General features: G+C 38.2%; 22 protein-coding genes and 1 pseudogene. 11 read left to right on the top strand and 12 right to left on the bottom strand.

The genetic code is table 11. The features are described from left to right. Nucleotide 1: 1 nt before the first annotated feature. The 4 genes from AC5YGB_RS00605 to AC5YGB_RS00590 form a co-directional block, all read right to left on the bottom strand. Nucleotides 2-1207 (bottom strand): ABC transporter substrate-binding protein, encoded by a 1206-nt coding sequence (locus AC5YGB_RS00605; protein ID WP_020023838.1) that lies wholly within the window; start codon nucleotides 1205-1207, stop codon nucleotides 2-4. A gap of 80 nt (nucleotides 1208-1287) precedes the next feature. Next, nucleotides 1288-2172 carry a carbohydrate ABC transporter permease gene (locus tag AC5YGB_RS00600; protein ID WP_020026254.1) on the bottom strand — a complete coding sequence of 295 codons (885 nt, stop codon included), beginning with the start codon at nucleotides 2170-2172 and terminating at the stop codon, nucleotides 1288-1290. Beyond that, complete coding sequence (locus AC5YGB_RS00595) at nucleotides 2169-3092, bottom strand: ABC transporter permease subunit (RefSeq protein WP_496138032.1); 924 nt, start codon at nucleotides 3090-3092, stop codon at nucleotides 2169-2171. The genes AC5YGB_RS00600 and AC5YGB_RS00595 overlap by 4 nt, the downstream gene beginning before the upstream one ends. 10 nt (nucleotides 3093-3102) lie before the next feature. Beyond that, on the bottom strand, nucleotides 3103-5094 hold the full coding sequence (locus AC5YGB_RS00590; RefSeq protein WP_496137402.1) for a family 20 glycosylhydrolase: 1992 nt from the start codon (nucleotides 5092-5094) through the stop codon (nucleotides 3103-3105). 315 nt (nucleotides 5095-5409) lie between these two features. Between AC5YGB_RS00590 and AC5YGB_RS00585 the strand changes: the two genes are divergently transcribed. From AC5YGB_RS00585 to AC5YGB_RS00570, 4 genes are read left to right on the top strand one after another with little or no spacing between them, the layout of a single operon-like run. Beyond that, on the top strand, nucleotides 5410-6162 hold the full coding sequence (locus tag AC5YGB_RS00585; protein WP_496137401.1) for a UTRA domain-containing protein: 753 nt from the start codon (nucleotides 5410-5412) through the stop codon (nucleotides 6160-6162). Next, on the top strand, nucleotides 6159-7307 hold the full coding sequence (nagA, locus tag AC5YGB_RS00580; protein ID WP_496137400.1) for an N-acetylglucosamine-6-phosphate deacetylase: 1149 nt from the start codon (nucleotides 6159-6161) through the stop codon (nucleotides 7305-7307). Before AC5YGB_RS00585 ends, nagA begins: the two co-directional genes overlap by 4 nt. Beyond that, complete coding sequence (nagB, locus tag AC5YGB_RS00575; RefSeq protein ID WP_496137399.1) at nucleotides 7304-8083, top strand: glucosamine-6-phosphate deaminase; 780 nt, start codon at nucleotides 7304-7306, stop codon at nucleotides 8081-8083. The genes nagA and nagB overlap by 4 nt, the downstream gene beginning before the upstream one ends. A gap of 34 nt (nucleotides 8084-8117) precedes the next feature. Beyond that, a complete protein-coding gene (locus AC5YGB_RS00570) occupies nucleotides 8118-8834 on the top strand; it encodes an MBL fold metallo-hydrolase (protein WP_496137398.1) in 717 nt (238 codons plus the stop codon). Here the strand turns inward: AC5YGB_RS00570 and AC5YGB_RS00565 are convergent. After that, on the bottom strand, nucleotides 8831-9310 hold the full coding sequence (locus AC5YGB_RS00565; RefSeq protein WP_496137397.1) for an Lrp/AsnC ligand binding domain-containing protein: 480 nt from the start codon (nucleotides 9308-9310) through the stop codon (nucleotides 8831-8833). The genes AC5YGB_RS00570 and AC5YGB_RS00565 overlap by 4 nt on opposite strands. A 166-nt stretch (nucleotides 9311-9476) precedes the next feature. Here AC5YGB_RS00565 and AC5YGB_RS00560 point away from each other — a divergent pair. From AC5YGB_RS00560 to AC5YGB_RS00550, 3 genes and pseudogenes are all read left to right on the top strand, one after another. Then, nucleotides 9477-10640: pseudogene (locus AC5YGB_RS00560) on the top strand (PrnB family protein); the annotation flags it as partial. Then, on the top strand, nucleotides 10635-11777 hold the full coding sequence (locus AC5YGB_RS00555; protein WP_496138031.1) for an aminotransferase class V-fold PLP-dependent enzyme: 1143 nt from the start codon (nucleotides 10635-10637) through the stop codon (nucleotides 11775-11777). The pseudogene AC5YGB_RS00560 and the gene AC5YGB_RS00555, both read left to right, overlap by 6 nt. A 42-nt stretch (nucleotides 11778-11819) precedes the next feature. Continuing rightward, nucleotides 11820-12206, top strand: coding sequence for a DUF2721 domain-containing protein (locus tag AC5YGB_RS00550; protein ID WP_020026245.1), 387 nt, complete (start codon nucleotides 11820-11822; stop codon nucleotides 12204-12206). On the opposite strand, the gene AC5YGB_RS00545 is transcribed toward AC5YGB_RS00550, so the two are convergent. Together AC5YGB_RS00545 and AC5YGB_RS00540 are read right to left on the bottom strand one after the other, a co-directional pair. Further along, the gene (locus AC5YGB_RS00545; protein WP_496137396.1) at nucleotides 12203-13201 is read right to left on the bottom strand and encodes an arginase family protein; all 999 of its coding nucleotides are present in this window, start codon (nucleotides 13199-13201) and stop codon (nucleotides 12203-12205) included. The genes AC5YGB_RS00550 and AC5YGB_RS00545 overlap by 4 nt on opposite strands. 15 nt (nucleotides 13202-13216) lie before the next feature. Further along, the gene (locus AC5YGB_RS00540; RefSeq protein WP_236849146.1) at nucleotides 13217-13780 is read right to left on the bottom strand and encodes a hypothetical protein; all 564 of its coding nucleotides are present in this window, start codon (nucleotides 13778-13780) and stop codon (nucleotides 13217-13219) included. 130 nt (nucleotides 13781-13910) lie between these two features. Here AC5YGB_RS00540 and AC5YGB_RS00535 point away from each other — a divergent pair, with 130 nt between their 5' ends. After that, nucleotides 13911-14627, top strand: coding sequence for an SDR family oxidoreductase (locus AC5YGB_RS00535; RefSeq protein ID WP_496137395.1), 717 nt, complete (start codon nucleotides 13911-13913; stop codon nucleotides 14625-14627). Between the two features lie 38 nt (nucleotides 14628-14665). Here the strand turns inward: AC5YGB_RS00535 and AC5YGB_RS00530 are convergent, their stop codons facing one another. The 3 genes from AC5YGB_RS00530 to AC5YGB_RS00520 form a co-directional block, all read right to left on the bottom strand. Next, a complete protein-coding gene (locus AC5YGB_RS00530; RefSeq protein ID WP_496137394.1) occupies nucleotides 14666-15649 on the bottom strand; it encodes a hypothetical protein in 984 nt (327 codons plus the stop codon). 1 nt (nucleotide 15650) lies between these two features. Continuing rightward, a complete protein-coding gene (locus AC5YGB_RS00525) occupies nucleotides 15651-16577 on the bottom strand; it encodes an inverse autotransporter beta domain-containing protein (protein WP_496137393.1) in 927 nt (308 codons plus the stop codon). Between the two features lie 89 nt (nucleotides 16578-16666). Next, on the bottom strand, nucleotides 16667-17674 hold the full coding sequence (locus AC5YGB_RS00520) for an Ldh family oxidoreductase (protein WP_496137392.1): 1008 nt from the start codon (nucleotides 17672-17674) through the stop codon (nucleotides 16667-16669). Between the two features lie 304 nt (nucleotides 17675-17978). Here AC5YGB_RS00520 and AC5YGB_RS00515 point away from each other — a divergent pair, with 304 nt between their 5' ends. Then, nucleotides 17979-18752: a nitrilase-related carbon-nitrogen hydrolase gene (locus AC5YGB_RS00515; RefSeq protein WP_496137391.1), complete on the top strand. Its 774-nt coding sequence runs from the start codon at nucleotides 17979-17981 to the stop codon at nucleotides 18750-18752. A 38-nt stretch (nucleotides 18753-18790) separates the two neighbouring features. Here AC5YGB_RS00515 and AC5YGB_RS00510 read toward each other — a convergent pair whose 3' ends face one another. Continuing rightward, nucleotides 18791-19309 (bottom strand): pentapeptide repeat-containing protein, encoded by a 519-nt coding sequence (locus AC5YGB_RS00510; RefSeq protein ID WP_496137390.1) that lies wholly within the window; start codon nucleotides 19307-19309, stop codon nucleotides 18791-18793. 86 nt (nucleotides 19310-19395) lie between these two features. Between AC5YGB_RS00510 and AC5YGB_RS00505 the strand changes: the two genes are divergently transcribed. Both AC5YGB_RS00505 and AC5YGB_RS00500 read left to right on the top strand, forming a co-directional pair. Next, nucleotides 19396-19761 (top strand): cupin domain-containing protein, encoded by a 366-nt coding sequence (locus AC5YGB_RS00505; protein ID WP_020027193.1) that lies wholly within the window; start codon nucleotides 19396-19398, stop codon nucleotides 19759-19761. Between the two features lie 112 nt (nucleotides 19762-19873). Continuing rightward, nucleotides 19874-21052, top strand: coding sequence for an SRPBCC family protein (locus tag AC5YGB_RS00500; protein WP_496137389.1), 1179 nt, complete (start codon nucleotides 19874-19876; stop codon nucleotides 21050-21052). Here the strand turns inward: AC5YGB_RS00500 and AC5YGB_RS00495 are convergent. Then, a complete protein-coding gene (locus AC5YGB_RS00495; RefSeq protein WP_496137388.1) occupies nucleotides 21049-21741 on the bottom strand; it encodes a glutathione S-transferase family protein in 693 nt (230 codons plus the stop codon). The genes AC5YGB_RS00500 and AC5YGB_RS00495 overlap by 4 nt on opposite strands. Nucleotides 21742-21857: the final 116 nt, after the last annotated feature.

Raw genomic sequence — 21857 nt, 5'->3', positions numbered from 1 at the left:
CTTAATTACCTTCAGCTAAAATTTCAGCAGCTTCTGCAACTAGATCAGCAGCAGAACCTTCACCCAAAATCATGCCTTGGATAGCACCATTGATACCAGCTTGCAATGCTTTAAAGTCTTCAAACATTGGCTCTGGACCACCACTACCAATTGGCGCAACAAATGTCTGCCAGTAGTCGGTAGTATAGTAAACATCATCCATCATTTTTTCATACTGCATGATTGGTGTTAAACCCCAGCTCTTATCTAGGTCGTACTGAGCTTCACCAGATGAAAGCATTGAAGCTAGCTCCATGGCTAGATCTTCATTAGCTGAACCTTTAAATACTGCAATAGAGTCAGTAATTAAAAGTGTTCCGCTCTCACCACTTGGGCCTGCAGGAATTGGAACAACAATTTCAGAAATATTATCGTTATGCTGTCCAGCACCCCATGGTCCATTGATATACATACCAATTTGTCCATCGTTATAAAGCTGAGTCAACTGAGAACGCTCATATCCCATAGGTCCTTCCTGAGCAACACCCGCTAACTTACCATAAAACTCAAGAGTTTCGATAGTCTCGGGACTATTAAAAGTGATTTCACCAGTTGCTGCATCATTTACTGAACCGCCATTACTATATAAGTAATTTAAGAATTGGTGCATAGTGTTATCAAAGTCCTTTCCAGTTACGCCAACACCCGCAGCTGAAGTATTATCATTGATAGCTTTAGCCATGTTGTACATTCCTGTCCAGGTTTTAGGTGCTACACAAGCCATACCTGCTTCTTCAACTAGACCACAGTTAATAAATAAAGCCTTGGTTGAAAACGCATGAGGGAAGCCCCAAGTTTTTCCGCCATCACTTACAGTATTAAGAATACCTGGCTGATACATGCCTTGTTGCTCATCAGAAATATTAACTGGAACAATCAGACCACTACGAGCTAGTTGCTTAAGAGTACGTGAACCCATATAAGCCAAACCTACTGGATCACCAGCAGCAGCTAGTGTCATTGATTTGTCTTGGCATGTTCCCCAAGGAACTGCTTCAGCATTCACTGTAACACCTGAGTATTTCGCTTCAAAAGCAGAAATTACTACTTGATCAGCTTCACGGATTTCACCGCCGCACATAATCATGTGTACTTCTTCAGCCTGCACTGGAGCCATTAAACCGGCACCCATTACAGCTAAGAAGAGTGCTTTTTGTATATTTTTCATTTACTTCTCCTTTTCTATTTACATCAAGTTACTAGAAATTAAAAAAAATCTAATAACACTTTATGTGAGACTCTTACCTCTCACTCCTTTACTGCCCCTGCTGTTAATCCTGATATGAGATGTTTCTGCATAAACAGGAAAATTAATAGCACAGGCAGAATTCCAATAAGGCTTGCTGCCATCATTTCATTCCAGAGCACTGTCTGGTATCCAACAAATTCAAATATGCCAGCTGGAAGTGGCATGTAATCTCTATTTTGGTTAAAAGTAATTGCAAATAAAAACTGTTGTGCATAGGCACCAATAAACATTGCAACACTAACAACAATTAGACCAGGAACTGCAAGAGGCAGGATAACACGTCTTAATGTGTAAAGTCGAGATGCCCCATCAACAAATGCAGCCTCTTCCAGTTCGTATGGAATCTTTTCTAAAAAAGACTTAAGTAGCCATATTCCCGTTGGTATAAGGAAAGCCACACCAGGAATAATCATAGCCCAATATGTATTAAGCAAACCATAAGATCGTAGTAATTTATACAGAGGTATTAAAAGAACAGCCCCTGAAAACATATTCACTGCTAAAAATAATGTAAGGCTAGTTGTTTTGCCTCGAAAGTCAAAGCGGGCATAAGCATAAGCAGCAGGAATAATGAAGCACATTGATAAAAGAGTAACAGCTGTTGCTATAAATACGCTATTAAATATATAGCGAGGCAACTGAGGAACTGTAACCCACATATCTCTATAGGCTTGAAAACTCATAGTATCTGACCAGAATCGACTCATAAAGTCGAGAAAACCCATTGTTTCACCAACCTCTAATTCTGGACGACTAAACAAATGAGTTATGGGTCTGAGTGATGCTACAAACATTTCAACAAAAGGCAATAACATAAATAATATGAACAGCCCAAGGGAAAAATAGATGCCTATTTTGTGAAGTAATGAGTATTTATCCATCATTTTTGAACCCCACCGTATCCATACTTTTTACTCAGTCTTCCAAGCACAGTTAAATATATTACTGAAAATACCCCTAAAATCAAAACAACGAGAACTGCTCTAGTTGCTCCAGCACCAAACTTATAACTAAAGATTGCTGTTTTGAAGGTGTCAATAATTAATGTAGTAGTTGCACCACGAGGTCCACCTTCTGTCAAAATCCAAATAATTTCAAATGAGTTGAACGTCCAGATTGCAGATAACAAAGCCATAGAGATAATAGTAGGCATAATTTGGGGCAAAGTGATTCTTCTAAAACGATACCACCTTGATGCACCATCAACATAAGCAGCCTCATATAAATCTTTTGGAACGCCTTGCATTGCCGCCAAAAAGAATAAGGTTACCATTGGCGTGCCAATCCAAACATCTGTGACAACTGCTGAGTAAAAAGCACTCTGCTTGTAAGCCAAGAAACTAAATGGTCCATTGGTAATCCCAACCATTTCTGCAAAGTTTGAGAGCAATCCAAAATGACCATTATAAAGCCACAACCACCCAAAACAGCCAATAGCAATAGGGACAATCCATGGCGGCATTACTAAAGCGCGCATAAGACCTCGGCCTCTTATATTACTTGCTAAAAGTGTTGCACCGATTAAGCCTAAAATCATTTTAAAACCAACTGAAAGGAACATCCAATAAAAGGTTCTTGTAACAATTGCAGGAAACTTACGTCCTCCTATAGCTTTTTCATAATTTTCCCAACCTATAAAATCAGCACCTCCCATCAAGGTTCCAAGGTTTGAATTAGTAAAAGACAGTCGAAAGGTTTCATATAAAGGCCAAAGTACAATCCAAAACATAACCAGTGCAGCAGGCGCAATTAATGCCCATGCAAACATGGTTGTTGTTTGTGCCTTTGTTTTAGGTTTAAGCATTTGTATCAAATTACTCACTCGCCAGAACCTCCTCATTCTTTGCTGGATCTGACATGATATCAAATTTCTCGGCTATATAATAGTCCCATCCAATTCTATCAAACAATTCTCTAAAGCTATTTGTGGCCAAATTATGGAGATCAGTGCCTTTTCGTCTGTTTTCATTAGATGTCCAAGCACTCTCTGAAAGTCCAATAACTCTTGGACAAAGCATTGATTCCATCTCACTATCTTTTAGAATTGTTTCACACCAAAGATGCCCCTGAATACCCATAATATTAGATTCAAGTTCTGGCTCATCTTCAGGAATAATTTGCCAATCAACAGAACTCTCAAAAGGTATCACAGCTGCCCAATTTGCCCCTCGATCAGCATAGTTTCTACTTTGAGCCATATCAAAATAAATGTTCTCAGCTGGACACAAGACCACTTTATAGCCTTGTCTTGCTAGATCAAAACCAGACTCAAGATTCTGCCATGAAAATAATAATTTCTCTGACTTATCGTCATGATGATTGCCATCTTCAGCCTCCTGCCAAGAGGCAGTTTTTTTGTTATTTAACTCTACTCTTTTTGAAAGCTTATTGATAAACCATGAAGCAACATCTTTAGCACTGTTAAGATCATGCTCTTTCATTAAGTCTTGTACTTTAGGAGATTTTTCCCAAGCACCCGGCGCTACTTCATCCCCACCCAGATGGATATATTCCCCAGGAAATAGATTACACATATCGTCTATTAAAGACTCGACAACCTTTATGGTTTCAGGCATGGCTGGATTCAACGTGTTCTCTCTATAGCCTTGAACTGAAACTTCATTACTTTTGTCTTCAGGGTCTCTCATCTCAGGGTATAAGTTAATTAGCGCCATATTATGGCCTGGCAAATCAAACTCGGGTATGACTTCAATATAGTTAGCTGATGCCCTACTAATAATTCTATCAATATCTTCTTTGTCATAATAACCGCCAGTTGCATCTGAGCCAGATCCGAAAACAGGTGGCACTAATAAATTATTTCCCCTCTTTGAAGTTTCAGTAGCAGCTTCAGGATAACTATCTAATTTAAATCGAAAGGCTTCATCGTCGACTCCATGCCAATGAAACTTATTCAGCTTGAAAAGACTCATTAAATCTAATAATTTGAATAAACTGTCTACCGAGAAAAAATGCCTTACAGTATCTAAATGCTGTCCTCTCCAACTAAAACGAGGCTTATCAAAAATAGAGCCACATGGAACTAACTGATGATAATTTTGGGAAAGCTGCATCAAAGAGACAAGAGCATAATAAAAGCCTGATTCATCACCTGATACAATCTCGACATCGTCACTCGTTATGGTAATTTTGTAGGCAGAGTCATCAGAAAGATCCTGAAAGGTAAGCTTAAGTGATGTGGTTGCTTTCTTATTTATCTCGTTTGTTGAGTTAGATAAAAGATTGAGATTAAGTCGATTACCAAGTTCTAAAGCTGATTGATAGGCACTTGTTATTATTTCCAGATTTTCAAACGCTACATTAATCGGCGAACACAGGTTACAAACTCCTGCACTTGGATTCCATGAGTAAGGGTGTGGCACCAATCTAAAAGATTCATAATTTAATTTATCTCCCGAAAAATTGGGAATTGGCGCCACGGAGGAGATTCTTTCTAGATCTAAATCTATCATTTCAAGATTGATCAGATCTCCATTATCTTTTTTTAAAAAACAGCCTTGGGGTGACCATCGATGATTCATAGGCTTGTGCCTAGACTCCTCATAGGCATATTTAAAACTCCACTGTTCACCAGGCTTTAAAATCAACTCTTCAGAATGGCATAACTCTGTATAACCACCTGAACTTTTGACGACACTACAATTTTCAATCGCTTTTGAAGGTGCAAGTAAGCTAAAACAAAACCTAAAATTCTCTATCGAGTTATCAGAATTATTGCTCAAGCTTGAACAAAAGTAATTGTCTGCATTGATTGATGTAGTCATCACAAAACCAGTTGTATTCATCGTTATTTATCTTTCTCAAAATAGACTCATTGCAGCGTCTAATTAGCACTTAGTCTAGTAAAAATTGGTAATATAATGGTATTATATAACAGGTACTAAATAAAAAGCAAATAAGATTTATTGATTAGTATTTAATTAATCTCATAAAGATCATTTAATCCAATACATATGATTATTATATGGGTAATAAAGGCTTTTAAATATTTTATATTCTTGTTATTGACTTTCTTTAGAATATTAGAATATAATAATACCAATTAAATACCAATTTAACTAAAAATGCTGTTAATTTATTTAACAGCTTAATTCAATCATATGGTGAGTGCTGACAATTTAATTAACTTCTTAAGACCATCTGGTGATAGTTCTGAATCTCTATACAAACAATTATCTCGCTCACTAAATAGTGCCATTCAAGAGGGAATTTTAAAGCCTGGTGATGCGCTTATGCCAGAGAGGGATTTAGCTTCTAATTTAAAAATGTCTCGCATCACTGTCCGTAAGGCGATAGATCAGCTTGTAGAAATCGGAATGCTTATTAAGAGACAAGGTGCTGGAACAGTTGTATCTGAAAATGTTGACCTTGTTCTTCACAAAAACCTCTCCTCTTTAAATAGTTTTACCGCTGATATGAAGAAAAGAGGCCTTGAGTCCTACTCAAGAATTACTCTTAGAGAGGAAGGCAAAGCTACCGCGAAGGAAGCGTTGATAATGAACTTAAATGAAGATGACTTTGTGCATAGACTCAATCGAGTTCGATACCTAGTTAATGAGCCACTTCTTTATGAAATAGCTGTCATACCTGCGTCAATCATTTCAATAACCTCTGCCATTGACAATTCTTTATATGAACTTCTTGAATCCAAAAAAATGAACCCAGTCACTGCAAAACAAAATATTCACGCGATTATTGCAGATGATAATTTAGCTGACAAGCTTGAAGTCAATCCAGGAAGTGCTATTTTATTTGTTGAAAGAAGGGGAAAAGATGCCAATGGTCGAGTGGTCGAATATACCCAATCCTACTATCGTGGTGATCGCTATGATTATGTGGTCGAATTAGGATGAAACAAGCAATCACAGGGTCAAAGCTTTTCAACGGTAAAATGTTTATCGAGCATAAGGCACTTCTCATTGATGATCAGCATATTGCTGGAATTGTAAATGAAGATGCTATACCCACTGACTACCAAGTCCAAAAACTAGATGGGGGCATCTTGTCACCTGGTTTTATTGATCTTCAAGTTAATGGAGGAGGTGGAAAGTTATTTAATAACTCTCCAGATAAGGAAAGCCTTAATACAATAATATCCGCTCATCAATATTTTGGCACTACAAGTATTATGCCAACAGTCATCAGTGACTCGTTAAATATTTTGCAAAAATGCACTGATATTATATCTAACGAGATTAATAATAATCACTCACTACTTGGCATTCACATCGAGGGGCCATTTTTCAATGTAAAGTATAGAGGGGTTCACCAAAAGCAATATATTAATACCATTAATGCTTCCTATTTAAATCTATTTGAGACACTGAATAAGTTTCCAGTCATGCTTACGCTTGCTCCCGAATGTATATCGATCAAGCAGCTTAAACATCTTAAGTCTTTAGGTTTTAAAATTCTGGCAGGTCACACCGATGCAAACTATGATCAGCTCGAAGAAGCCGTTAAATATGGCTTAGATGGTTTCACTCATCTCTTTAATGCAATGGGCCAAATTTCAGCACGGGAACCAGGTGTTGTTGGATCTGCATTAGATTTTGATGAAACATCCGCAAGTATCATTGTTGATTTACACCATGTTCACCCTTCATTAATAAATCTCTCGTTCAAACAAAAGCCAAAAGGAAAGCTCTTTTTTGTATCGGATTCTATGGCAACGATTAATCATGGAGAGCCCTCATTTGAGCTTTATGATGAAGTGGTTAGTGAGTCTAATGGACGCATTATTAACTCTGAAGGTAAACTTGCAGGCTCATCCATTACTCAAATTGATGCCATTAAAAATGCTTATCAAAAATGTAGCATTCCTCTTGAAAACGCAATCTCTATGGCAACACTTTATCCAGCAGAATATTTAGGCGTATCTGACTATATTGGTCAGTTAAAAAAAGGGTACCGAGCAGATCTTGCTCATTTTGACTCAAACTTTCATGTGCAAAATGTTTGGCTCGCAGGAAAGCAAATCAAAGAGGATGCCCAATGAGAGTAGTAATACTTCCAACTGAAAAAGAGGCAAGTGATTTTGCAGCCGACTTTATTGAAAAATTTATAACTGAAAAACATGATTCAGTTCTTGGGCTGGCCACAGGAAGTTCAGTTTTATTAACCTATGATGCAATTATTGAAAAATATAATGCAGGGAATCTAAGTTTTAAAAATGTCATTTCTTTCAACTTAGATGAGTATGTCGGCTTAGAGCCTAATCATAAGCAAAGCTACAGGCATTACATGAGCGAAAAACTGTTCAGTCATATTGATATTAATGAAAATAATATTCATATACCTGATTGCCTAGATGGAGATTTTGAAACGACATGCGAAAATTATGAGTCCAAAATAAAAAGTCATGGCGGTATTGATCTCCAGCTTTTAGGGGTTGGGTCTAACGGCCATATTGGATTCAATGAACCAACCTCAAGCCTTAACTCTAGGACTAGAGTAAAAACACTCACTAAAAATACAATTGCAAATAATGCGCGCTTCTTTGATGATTCAGAGCCGCAGCCTTCCATTGCAATTACGATGGGGATAGGAACTATTATGGATGCAAAAAATATATTACTGCTTGGACTTGGTCAGCATAAGAGTAAAGCAGTCGCTGATCTAGTTGAAGGCCCATTATCATCTTTTTGCCCAGGCAGTGTTCTTCAATATCATGAAAACGCTATCATCGTTCTCGATCAGCAAGCTGCATCAAGTCTTAAACTCTATGATTATTACATTCATAGTGAAAAAATGAATGTAGAATATATGGCATAAACAAAGTTCTTTTTAGGTTATGGAGGAGCATCAAGTGAGTCTAATTTTTAAACAATTATTTGAAAGGGAGAGTTGTACCTATACCTATCTTATTGCAGATAGTGTGAGCAAAGAAGCTGCCATTATTGATGCTGTAGATATTATGATTGAGAGGGATACTGCCTTATTGAAAGAACTAGAACTTGATCTAAAGTTCATTATTGAGACGCATATTCATGCCGATCATATAACCAGCGCTTGCCCCCTTAAAAAATACTATCCCAATGCAAGAATCGTATTAGGAATGGAAAATATTGATGCAGAAGCCTGCGCAGATATTATGGTAAGTGAAGGACATCTTCTTCCAATTGGAGCTTATGTAATAAAGGCAATCGAAACACCTGGACACACTATAGGCTGCATGTCATATATTGTAGAAGATAAAGTTTTAACAGGGGATGCACTATTTATAAGAAGTACAGGGCGCTGTGATTTTCAAGGTGGCTCAGCAGAAACGCTGTATGAATCTATTCATAAACTCTACAGACTAGATGACAACACTGAAGTCTATCCAGCTCATGACTATAACGGCCTATCTGTGAGCACAATCGGTGAAGAGAAAAAGTTTAATACGATGATCAAAGACTCTTATGATCAAGATAGATTTATACAAAATGTAAATAATTTAGATCTATCACTTCCAAAAAAGATCAAAGTAGCTGTACCAGCAAATCAGAGCTGTGGACTTGTCCCAGAAGAGGTTTTAGTCTAGAAAAAACTTTTTTTTTCCGTTTTAATGAGTGGAAGCTCCTGCCTTGAAAATGTTTGCTTAAGAACAACAGTAGACTCAATGCTAGAAACACAACGTAAATTTCCAAAAGATTGCTTAATAAAACTCTCATAACTTAATAGGTCATTAGATATGATCTTAAGCAGATAATCATGAGAACCTGAAATAACAGAGCACTCAAGCACTTCAGGAAAATCTTTTACAGCGCCTTCAAACATATCAGCATTATCGTTAGAGTTTTCAGTGAGCCTTACAAAAACATAAACAATAGCATTAAAGCCTAAACTATCTGCACTTAAATTAGCACTATAGCCACTGATTACCCCAGAATTTTCAAGTTTTTTGACTCGCCTGAGGCAGGGCGTGTCAGACATATTGAGTTTAATAGCTAACTCTGAAATTGGAATTCTTCCATTCTTCTGTAGTATTGATAAGATGTGTAAGTCTTTAGAGTCCATAGCAAGATTTATTATTAATTTAATATAAATTAACTATATTCTATATTATTATTAATTATATTAGTGTATTAATTCAATTTGATAAGTTTTTATAGTTAATTTTAGTGGGTTTAATTTCTACTCTGATGATAATATAAGCTTTTTTTTATATATATAGAAATTACTCATGACACCTAATTCTCTTACCTTTGACCACTGGATTAGAAATCGCTTTGTTGAGCTCAATACAGAGCTAGAGTTAATCTATAAAAATCAAAATGAACGCATTAATGTGAATCAAGTGGGTGATCAAATAAAAAAAACACTTGAAGATGAAGGACGTGATCTCATCAAACAACTTCTATCGGAGGGTAATACAGATGAAGGCTTTGATAATGCTTTTGACCTTTTAGGAAATGTTGGGCTTTACATGGCGGCATGTCGAAGACATGAAATAACTGACCCATCTAAAGACTCATCATCGCCCCTGAAAGAAGCGTCTGGGCTTGCAATGAATATTGGTGCATCCATAGGTGTGGTGCCTCGCTTTGCAACAGCTCATCTATCAACTCACAACAAAGCTGTCGATGGAGTCTACAAGAGCTTTACGAGTTTGCCTGCTGAAAAACTCTTCCTTGATTACAATACAAAAGCAATTCTTGCTTATAAAAGAGCTGCAGATGCCCTCCTTAAACTTCACTCACTTGGCATCTCGCATCCAATGTGCCAGGAACTGCTCCAAGTTGTAAAAGTATCCCTTAACGATGTCATTCAATCCAATCAATTTCTCTTTGACCAGTTAAGTGTTGATGATTTTTTCTTCAGCGTAAGGCCCTACTACAAGCCCTATCATGTTGGATTTCAAGTATATCGGGGAGCTAATGCTGGAGATTTTGCAGGAATCAATGTCATTGATATTCTACTGGGACTATGTTTAGCAAAAGAGCCTGCTTACTCCCAAATGCTTGTTGATAAGTTTATGTATATGATGCCTGAAGACCAGGGTATTTTAAGGGACTGTATGAGAAGAACAAGCTTTATGGATGACTTCTTAAATGCTACTGATAGTGACGCAAAATGGTATCAGGATAATCTTACTTTATTCTTAGACATTTGTGAGCTACATGGTGAAGCTGCAACGCAGCATCATAATCAACTCGTCGAAAAGTATATCGCAACACCTTCTAATTCTTTAAAGGAGACTCAGCTCGATAACATTACAGCGAGTGGTCCTCCTCTCGAGGTCTTAATAAGTGCACTCGAGAAACTAAGAGATCGAAGAGCTGCAGCAGATCGAAATGATATACCCACCCGATTTAAAGATATTGAAACTCTTAAAAATAGATTGAAAAAGCATTCAACTCAAAACAAGAATTACAAAAAAGACTTTATATTAACAAACGCTAATTACCTTCTTAATCACTCAGTTGGAAGGCCACTCAAGGACACTGAAACGATTTTTACTAATCATTTTTTTGAACCTTGGTCCAGCTCTCTCGATGAGCCATGGAATCAATGGCTCCCAGTCATTGATCACTTTACAAATGAATTAGCTCATCTATTCAATGCTAAAAAAGAGGAGTTCTGTCCGCAGATTAACCTCTCTTCAGGGCTCACTAAAATATTACAGTCCTTCGAAGAAAATCAAAACAAAAAAATGGTTGTTTTGATGAGTGAGGTCGATTTCCCGGGCATGGGGTTCGTCTTACAAAAAGCATTACCTAATCATTCTGAAATTAGGTTCATACCTTCTAAGGAGGATGTGACTGATTACACTGTTTGGGAAAAATATCTGACAGATGAAATTGATATGGTCTTTATCAGTCATGCTTATTCAAATACTGGTCAGCTCTCCCCGATAGATAAAGTGCTCTCTCTTGCTAGATCCAAAAATATATTATCAATACTTGATGTAGCGCAATCAGTTGGCATTGTTCCTATTGATCTGGAGGCTTTAGAGCCTGACTTTATGATTGGATCATCGGTAAAGTGGCTTTGCGGCGGACCTGGGTCAGCATACTTGTGGGTCAACTCTAAACGTCTACCTTATTGTAAGCCTAAAGATGTGGGCTGGTTTAGTCATGAAAATCCATTTGAATTTGATATTCATGATTTTAGATATAAGGACACTGCCATGAGGTTTTGGGGAGGAACGCCATCGATTGCTCCTTACGTCATTGCAGCGCATAGCATCAATTATTTCAATCAGATAGGAATCAAAAAAATTCGGCAGCATAATCAAATGCTCATTGAAAAAGTGTCAGGAGAGTTTGATGATGAATTTGTATCTCCAAGAGAGGAGGTTAAGAGAGGTGGAACCATGATCCTTGATTTTAAAAATAATCAAGAAAGGATCTTAAGCCATCTTAAAGAAAATAACATTAGTGTTGATGTTCGCAGTCAAGGGATTCGAATCTCGCCTCACATTTATAATGATGAGGAAGATATGAGTCATCTCATTGAAGTAATTAAAACAACAAAGTATTAAAAAGACTTAATCGAACCTCATTCCTTATTAAAATAGATAGCTATGGATATTACAACTCCCGCACTTCTCTTTCCTGCAATCTCTTTATTATTTGTAGCCTATACAAACCGCCTTCACTCACTGAGCGTCTTGATTAGAGCAATGACAACTGAAGGAAGTGATGAGTCCAAGACGAAGCATGCAGATGAGCAACTGAATATTCTTGAAAAGCGTGTGATCTATATTAGAAGGATGCAGGTTTTTGGCGTAATGAGTTTTATTTTTAACTTGATGACCATTATTTTGGTCTACTTAAAATATTACATACTCGCCAACTACATTTTTGGTTTTGGCCTACTGATGCTCTCTGGCTCTTTATTTTTTGCGCTTCTTGAAACTATAATCTCAACAAAGGCGCTCGACATTCATCTGAAGAATTATAAATCCTAGGTTTTATCGCCCATATTGTCAGCGATTAAACATACCATCTCAAACATGATTGAATTTGCTACATGTGAGGTAATCTGGTTAGGTGAGTCTACTGTTGGCATGAGACAAACTACGTCACCCCCAATAATATTTTTACCACGAAGCCCTTGAAGCATCTTGAGGACATCTGGCATTTTAAAGCCTTCGATAGCAGGCTCGAGGTTGGACACTCCAGGAGCTACTGTCACATCTAAACAGTCTAAATCAAATGTGATATAGATAGGCGCATCACCAACACGCTCTTGAATCATTTCGATGCACTTATCAACACCAAATTCATCATAGTTATCCTTGGTAATAATCTCATAGCCGAGCTCATAACTCGAGTCCAACCAGTCAAGCGTTCTCGTGTTTCCCCTGATTCCAACTTGGATACTTTTTGACGCATCTACAAACCCATCTCTAACCAAATAGCTCGCCCAGTGTGCTGCGGATTTGACTGCACCTAAAAAATGATCAAGCTGGTGAAAGGCATCTGTGTGGGCATCGAAATGAACTAAAACGGCCTTCTTCCCATTGGTCAGTTTGGATTTTGGACCAGCAATAGCCTGCAAGATCCCGCCTGTAATTGAATGGTCTCCGCCAATTGAAACTGGGCGAACGCCTGACTCAGCAAGCACTTCATAAAACTCAGTTATTCTCTCAATGCACTGCTCGTTATTATTAGCTTCTGGAAGCGGAACATCACCAAAATCTCTAATTTCACACATCTCCCATGGAGAGATGCCAAACTTCAAATGACCCCTTCTACCCTGTGCTGAAATGTTTCTTACCGCTCTTGGACCTAAGTGCTGATCACGCTGAGTCGTTCCATTCCCTGTGCTATGAGGCACTCCAACAAGTGCAATATCACAGCCTTCGGGCTCAGGCTTATGTGGACAACGAAAAAGTGTTGGAACGCCCCACCAATATAGGCCATTCATCATGGCTGAGTTGTCTCGTGTTTTCTTATCCATTTACTTTATCAAAAATTACTCAAATTTTTCGCTAACCTTAACTAGAATAGCTTCTTTGTATGGCACCTTTAACTCCTGTGATGCCCACGCAGCAAAACCTAAATCAACTTGCTGCTCCCATGTTTCAATAGGATTTTTAAAGATTGTAACAGAGGATTCTGTTGGCGCTGATAAAAATAACGCCATCTCTTCTGCTTCCTCCATTTGATTATCTTGAGAGACATATTCACTAATGTTGATAAATTTTGCAACATCAGTCATCCAGTAAATACATCCTCTATACTCTTCGGCAAGATTGATTCCTTTAATATAATCTTGAGTCAAGCCTGTAATTGCCTCAGTTTGAGCAGCAGTGATTTGCCCATTTGTCATCTCAGTATCAGTTCCATCAATTTGGTGATAGGCGTAGATTCTATTCATCAGCGCCTCTCCTGCAGTGAGGCCAGACATCTCAGGTCTAGTCAGCTCAATATAAATAAGAGCAGAGCACCTGATTGCTCTATCTGCGACTTCTTTATCCGCATGGGCTGGCATTACAAAACCAATTAAAAGTGTGAAAGCAATGAGTAGATTCTTCATATTGTTTAATAGAAATTTGATAAATAAGCGATAAAGTATAACCAAAATAAACATCTAAATCACATCTAAATCACATCTTTAGAATGGGTTAATTGCTAAAATTGAGAATTTAATTAAATAACAACTATTTATGTCAAACAAACACCTCATATTTGGAGCAACTGGTGCCATAGGCTCGAGCCTTGCACAACAACTTAAGAAGTCTGGGCAGGATGCACATCTCGTTGCCAGACATGAAGATGAGCTCAAATCTCTCGCAGAGAATCTGGGTTTTACCTTCACAGTTGCTGATGTTCTGGAGGATGGCTTTATAGATAAAATCAAATCTGATACGGCAGACTTTAATATCAGTGGTCTTGCTTACTGTATCGGCTCGATTGACTTAAAACCCCTCAAGAGAGTAACTGAATCTGACTTACATCAGTGTATGAAACTAAATCTTTACTCAGCGATCGAGGCAATCAAAGGTTTTCAAGATGATCTAAAAAAGAATCATGGGTCGATTGTGCTGTTCTCGTCTGTGGCTGCGCAAAAAGGCTTCACAAATCATACAATTATTGCATCTGCCAAAGCTGCTGTTGAGGGCTTAACGGTGACCCTTGCTGCGGAGTTTGCCCCAAGTATTCGCGTCAACTGCATAGCGCCAAGTCTGACTGATTCAAAGATTTCTCAGTCGATGCTTAAAAGTGAAGTCGTAGCAGAAGCACTTGCTAAAGCCCATCCACTTAAAAGGCTAGGCGAAGGAAAAGACTCGGCCTCTCTTGCTGGTTTTCTTCTAGGTGAAGGAAGCTCTTGGGTGACAGGTCAAATAATTGGAGTTGATGGGGGTCGCTCTAGACTTTCTTAGTCTAAAGCAACCCGCGTGAAAGAGATAATAGAATTTAATTAATTTGTAACAGTCAAGTAAATTCTGGGCGCACCCGAACCCATAAGGAGTATGTCGTTATCATCTCCATCACTAAACTCAAGGGAATTTGCCGCTGTTGCTTTAATGCTCATATCAAAAGTGGAATTTTCTGTTACAACATAAGGAGTCGACAGGGCTGTTGTCCAAGCAATTTTGGCTGCATTCGCACAAGTTGTTGCAAATGCATCAGCGGTTGTCAGCAGGCTAACGGTTGGTATTCCACGAGTCGACCCAGTGCCCTCAATAGCAAAGGTTGATTTATCACCATTAGCAGCCAAGGCAGAACAATTTTCCTCACTAAACTTGGTTAAAAGCTCGTACGTAGTAACAACGGTACCTTCAGCGGTACCGCAGTCCATTGTTTTAACGCCTCCTGCCAAAGAGAGACCATGTGCTGTAGTAAATGCAGCATCATTAGTGCCATCCGGATAACTAGAAGCACGCCCACCAGCATTACTCGTCCAGCAATAAGTTCCGCCGTTGCCATCACCAGACGACCCATCAACATCGTTACTAAATCTTCCTGACCATTTCATGCCGAGCTTAGTGCTTAACTGAACATACAAGTATGGGTAGGTTCCTGGCTCAATATAGAATTCTGGTATAGGTAGCGTTGCACTAACACCAGCCTGAATATCCACCCCAACACCCGCAGCTTGCTCAAAGAACATCTGACAGCTTGATAGATCATTCAAATCAGGATCTTTTGTGCAAAGACCAAATTTATAAATATTTAATTTGTAGATATCAGGGGTAATGGTACAGTCCGTCTTTGCTGTATTTGCAGCAACTTCTTCATCAGCAGTATCATCCTTAACAGGGGTTTGTGAGTCTCCACTGACGGTAACAATAGCTCCGTCACCATTAACAACACATAGTGCACTGGCACTATTTGAAAATACTATTGCCGCTAAAAATAAGGTGGCTAATAAAATGATTTTATTTAAGTTTAATGTTTTCATATTAGATTCCAGTTACGGTTAATGTGCCAGACTTTTTCTTGACAAGCTGATTTTCCCGCTTAACAAGGTCATACCTTTCAGCACCAAGCTTCTTAAACTCGTAAGCCTTATCAGACAAAGTAAAGAGGGTTGGTCTTACGTGTTTTTCTTGACCAAAGGCCCATGTATAGTTAAGAGAAATGGAATCAATATCTTTCTTCGCGGCATCCTTATAATCAGTTCGAACATAACTCAAAGATAAGTTATCAGATAAGCTTCCACCTAAAGAGTACTTTCTCATCTTTTGATCTTTCAGGCCATCGATACCATCCCACTGCACTGCATTCATTCCAAACATCATGCCGGGAAGGTAAGGAAGCGCAACCTTGAAGCCCATGTCCCTTCCATCAAGGACCTTTGAGTCAGTTCCGCTCTTGTCCTTTATATACCCAGTAGTTCCGTTATATATATTGACTCTGGACTCTAAGACTGAACTTACTACTTCAAATCCTACGCCGTTTCGTTTGTGATCATCTGGAAACTCGTGATCATAAAATGCATTTACGCCTGTCATCCAGGTTTCATCAGCATTCAGTCTTCTGTAACCAAAACCTAGGTTTAAAGTAGTCCTTTTATCGTATCTATTAAGATTTATTTGGTTAAAAAGAAAAGAGTTAGGATTATCGCCGAAGGCTTTTAAAACACCTATATCAACAGTCGAATTGCCCTCCTTTAAATTAGTACTGACCTCTACCGTGTCAAAATTAGGACTCAGAATTGCTCCAATACCAGAAGAGATAAAAGATCCAGTTGAACTGGTCATTCTGCTCATTAATGAGGACTTAATCTGCTCAGAATCATCCGCGTTAACCGTCAAGGAAAATCCTAGTGACATTGTCAAGATAGAGCTAAGTAAAACCTTAGATACCTTATTAATTGGTGTTTTCATAAAAGAAAGACCTAACATTAAAAGGAGTTATTATATAACAAGACATATATATATGATAGATACTAAAAAAGCTGATTTTTTTAGCCAATCTAACTGAGTTTAGAAATCTTCTCAAATAATTCTTTTGAAATAGTAATACTCTGAGAGCTTTCACGAAGTTTTCTCTTTTCTAAACGTTTATTACCAGGAAGTCTCGTTGATGGCTGCTCAAGAATTGAAGAGACCATCGTCTCTGTTCTCTCAGAGAATTGATCACCTGCAAAAAAACTAGGATCAATTGCTATGATGAGCTGACCAACTCCAGGCGCATCTCCTTCATCATTTAAAAATGAGCTTGCCTCAAAACCAAAATTTGAACCCGTTAGACCTGCGGCTAATATTTCTACCATGAGCGCAAGAGCACTGCCTTTGGCGTCTCCTATTGGAAGCATTGCACCTTCCAAGGCCTTCTTTGGATCAGTCGTGGGCTTGCCTTCACTATCAATCGCCCAGCCCTCTGGAATCTTTTCATCCTGCTGGTTCGCGACCATGACCTTACCGCGAGCAACTTTACTCAAACTCATATCGATAACGAGTGGCGCCTCATCTTCACGTGGCGTTGAGAATGCTATTGGATTGGTTCCAAATAGAGCTTTAGTGCCTCCCCAAGGCGGAATCGCTTTGGGCGTATTTCCAAACATTAGACCGATTAGTCCATTATTGGCTAAAATCTCTACATGTCTTCCAGCCTGACCAAAGTGATGGGAACGCGTTATACTTGCAGCAGCGATTCCAAAGTTTTTACAGGTAGCTGTTATCTCTTTTAATGCTAACGAAATGGCAGGGTAGGCAAAGCCATTTTTAGCGTCAATCCTTATGACGCTGCCCTTTGAACTCATGATTGATGGCGCCTCAGCTCCCTTAACCTTGCCTGCAGTCAGCTGTTCAACATAAGAGGGTACTCGTGAAAGCCCATGGCCCGCCTGTCCATCAAACTCAGCACTGATTAATGCATCAGCCACCTCTTTGGCATTATCTTCTGAAGTATTATTATTAACTAGAGCGTTGAATGCTATATCCCACGCCTCTTTTTCAGAAATTTGCAAAGTTTTTATCATAATAGTTCCTATAAATTTAGAAAGTAAATTATAGTTATCTTAAGACAAATTAAGTATATTTATTTCAGATGATCAAGCTATCATTAAAAACAAGAGTGAGTTTTTACCTGAGTGGTGGCTGGCTTCTTTTTTCATTTTTCATAGCGACCACCTACTCCAAACTCAATAACCAAATCATTGTGGGTTGGTTCGACTTATACAATGTCTACTGGCATATATTTTTTATCGTTGGCACTCCAGTTTGGCTATACTGGTTCGCAATAAAGCCTTATCAATTGATAAAAAACATTCGACAAAAAAACTAATGAAAATAAATATCGGAATTTTTCAATATGAAATGCAGGATGAGATTCCTCTTGAAAAGATAGGCAGACTTGAAACCCAATTAAATAATAATCCCCAATTAGATTTGGTCGTCTGTCCTGAGTTATTTATATCCGGTTATGGAAGTTTTGAAAAAATACGACAATATAGTGAAACCAGTGATGGTAAATATGCCAATAGAATATCATCCCTAGCAATAGAAACTAATACTGCAATTATTTATGGTTACCCAGAGATAAGTGATGATAGGCTTTTCAATTCAGCTCAACTTTTTGATTCTAAAGGCCTATCAATGGCCAATCACCGCAAAAAAATGTTGCCACCAACTGCCAATGAATCAAAAATATTTACACCTGGTCAGGATAGCTCTATCGTCTCAATCAATGGCATCAAAATAGCAATCATTATATGTTACGAGTTAGAGTTTCCAGAGCTCATAAGAGATTTAGCACTACAAGATGTTCAGTTAATCATTTGCCCAACTGGGCAGTCATCAAATTGGCCAGCAGCTGCACTTCATAACTGCCGAACAAGAGCATTCGAGAATGGCATATTCGTAGTATATGCAAACTCAACCGGCAAGCTGCATAATATTAACTTCATGGGTGAGAGTAAGATTATTGGTCCAGATGGGATAGATCTTGTTAATGCGGAACAGGGGGAAAAACTGATTTGCGCTGAGATTGATACCGATGATATTTTATTAGTGCGCGAAAAATTACCTTATCTAGATGATTCAAGAAAACTCTATTAATTTAAACTTTGGAATATAAATATAAGATTAAACCTATTTCACTCACATGAAGAGTTGTCTAGGCCCCATGGGGTTTTAGTATTACAAAAAATTGTGCCATTAAGGATTGCTCCTCTTAGATTTGCATTGGTCAGGTTTGCACCGGTAAGATTAGCTAGCGTTAAATCAGCCTTGCTTAAATCTGCTTGTCTCAGGTCAGCTCCAATCAACCAGGCCTCCTTAAGCGTTACGCCAAAAAGATTGGCTGCAAAAAATGAAGTATTCTCTAAATTAGCCCCTTCAAAGTTAGATCCAAATAAGCTTGATCCTTCAAAGTTTGCGCCACTTAAGTTTGCGCCACTGAGTTTAGCTTCAATAAAGTTTGCACCACTTAGGTTGGCGCCTGAGAGGTTGGCGCGAATAAAATTGGTGGAGCGTAAGTCACAGCCCTTACATTGATTCAGTTGATTTAATATATCAGTATTAAAACCAACATCTTGCCAGTCATCAGCTCCATCTGCATTAGCAGAACTAGCAATAGTCATAGAAAGAAAGAAAAAGAGTAGAAAATTTTTCACAATGTCTTATATTTGTAGAATTTAATTATTTATTATAGAATACCATAGGAACATAAAAAGTTTTTTTGACATATAGGAGAAGCACAATGGCTAATTTAGTAAGAAAATCTTTTGACAATCCAGATGATTCCGTAACGCCTGATAAAACTAGCGTAGCAACATTAGAGTTTGGCTCAGTAAAAGCAAATAGAATTACACTGCAACCAGGATGGATGTGGTCGGAATGCATTAAGCCTCATGTTGGGGGTGAGAGTTGCCAGGCAGGACATCTAGGAACATGCATCCAAGGCACCATGCGCGTCACTCATGATGACGGTACAGAGATGATTGTAAAAGCTGGTGATGCATACTCTATATCTCCAGGGCATGATGGTGAAATAATCAGTGATGAACCATTTATTGGCTATGAGTTCAATAACCAGGGCAAGTCATTCGCAGTTTGGGATAGCTAAAAAATATTTCATTGAAGAAGCTCTATCTATTGGAGCTTCTTAAGACCAAAACACCCTTAAAGAAACTTCTCTATGTTTTAGAGGCAGTTTTTTTCCCGATACAATTTTTTATATGAAGACTGAGATTGACCTGAATACGAATACAAATGCATCTCTTGATAGTGTCATTGAGAGGCTTAATGAGGCATCAAAAAAAACATTTGAAAAATCGACTCCAATTCCATCTGCTGTTAATCATTCAGTTCAATTTTATAACCATGAACAAGAGAGAATTTTTAATCAGGAATGGATCTGTATTGGTCGCTGCGATGAGATTTCATCGTCTGGAGACTTCATTACTCATGAGATAGCAGGAACTCCAGTTCTGGTTGTTCGCCAAGATTCTGGAGATATTATGGGCTTTGTGAATGCCTGTGCTCACCGATTTACCTGTCTCGTTCAAGAAAGATCAGGTCATGCGTTTGCATTTACCTGTCCAAATCATGCGTGGACCTATGGAATTGATGGCCAATTAAATCATGCGCCATTTATGGATAGCAAGCCAGGCTTTAATCTGAAAAAAAATAAATTAGAACTGCTCCATACAGAGACTTGGGAGGGTTTTATATATATAACCTTGTCACAAAAGCCTAGAAAAAGTATTGCAAAATCACTTGGAAAATTGTCAGAAAATATTGTGGGTCAATATGATATGTCAAGTTACAAGTCAGTCATAAGAGAAACTATGAGTTGGGACGCTAACTGGAAAAACTTAATTGAAAACTTTACTGAAAGTTATCACGTCCCAATTGCCCATCAAAAAACATTCGCAAACCACAAAAAACAAATTAAAGATTACGAGTGTGGTGAGGATAGCGATCATTACTGTTATCACTTCGCCCCTCAAGAATCCGACAAAGGTTCAGGAGCAGCCCATCCAAATAATACAAAACTTAAAGGCAAGTGGAGACGCACAATGGTTGATTTCTGCATTTTTCCCAACCATTTAGTCACGCTCATGCCAGATTATTTATGGTGGGTTTCCGTTATGCCATCCGGGGTTGGCAAGTTCCAAGCAACTTGGGGCGTTGCAGTTCCGCCTGAAATTCTAGACGAAATCCCAAAAGATAGTTATGATAACTGGCTTACAGAAATGATCAACTATATGGGTGATGCCAATGAAGAGGACCGCGCTCTTGTTGAGGGTCTTTTCCGAGGGAGTGCCTCTACTAGATTACCTAAAGGCACACTTCACCCCATTGAAAAAAATCTATGGCAATTCATGAGGTACTTATCAAAAATGACTGGCTAAATTTTGTCAGGGACATGATAGTTATACTCTCCAGAAGCAGACTCTTCATAAGAGTAAGTCATTTTTTTCCACTCCTGAACTTTAGGTTTTTGACTGATCTCATTATATAAATGAGTAAGCCTTTCAAAAGACTTAGGTAAATCTGTTGGTATATCGTCAAGAACACCCTGAGCAATCCAGCCGAGCAAACTCCAAACTGCAATATCAGCAATCGTCATCTCATCTCCAACGAACCAACCTGAATTATTTGCCTCTAAGATCTCCTCTAAATAACCAAAGTATTTTGGCAAGGCTTCATTACTCAACTCAGCCCGCATTTGTTTCTTGATCATAGGGTTATCTTCACGCATAGAAGGATTTATCATTTCATTGATATCTGTTACTGTATCAATTATTTGATCAACCTTACCAGCCTCAATGATGTTCTCAGAATACATTCCACTTAGCTTTCCACAGATTCGAGCAATCCCTCCTGATTGAGCAATACTATGGCCATCAACTACTAGAACTGGTAGTTGTCTAAATGGAATTGAAGTTTCATCTTTTAATTTACCATTTGACTTCAAATACCTAAGATCTTCATCCGTGATTCTGAAATCTTCGAACTCGATGTTTGACATAAATAATGGCAATCTAGCAACTTCTGCACGCCAAAAGGGCTGGTTAAAATATATGAGTTTTATTTCCAATGTAATCGCTCCCGTATTATTAAATTTATAGTTAATAATACTATCAACTTATTGACATGTATGTAGAGATATTTATAAAAGTAGATCAAAATAAACCATATTAATATCATGTATTT

The sequence above is a fragment of the Candidatus Pseudothioglobus sp. uisw_142 genome (genome assembly GCF_059512465.1).
This window is presented reverse-complemented; position numbering and strand designations above follow the sequence as displayed.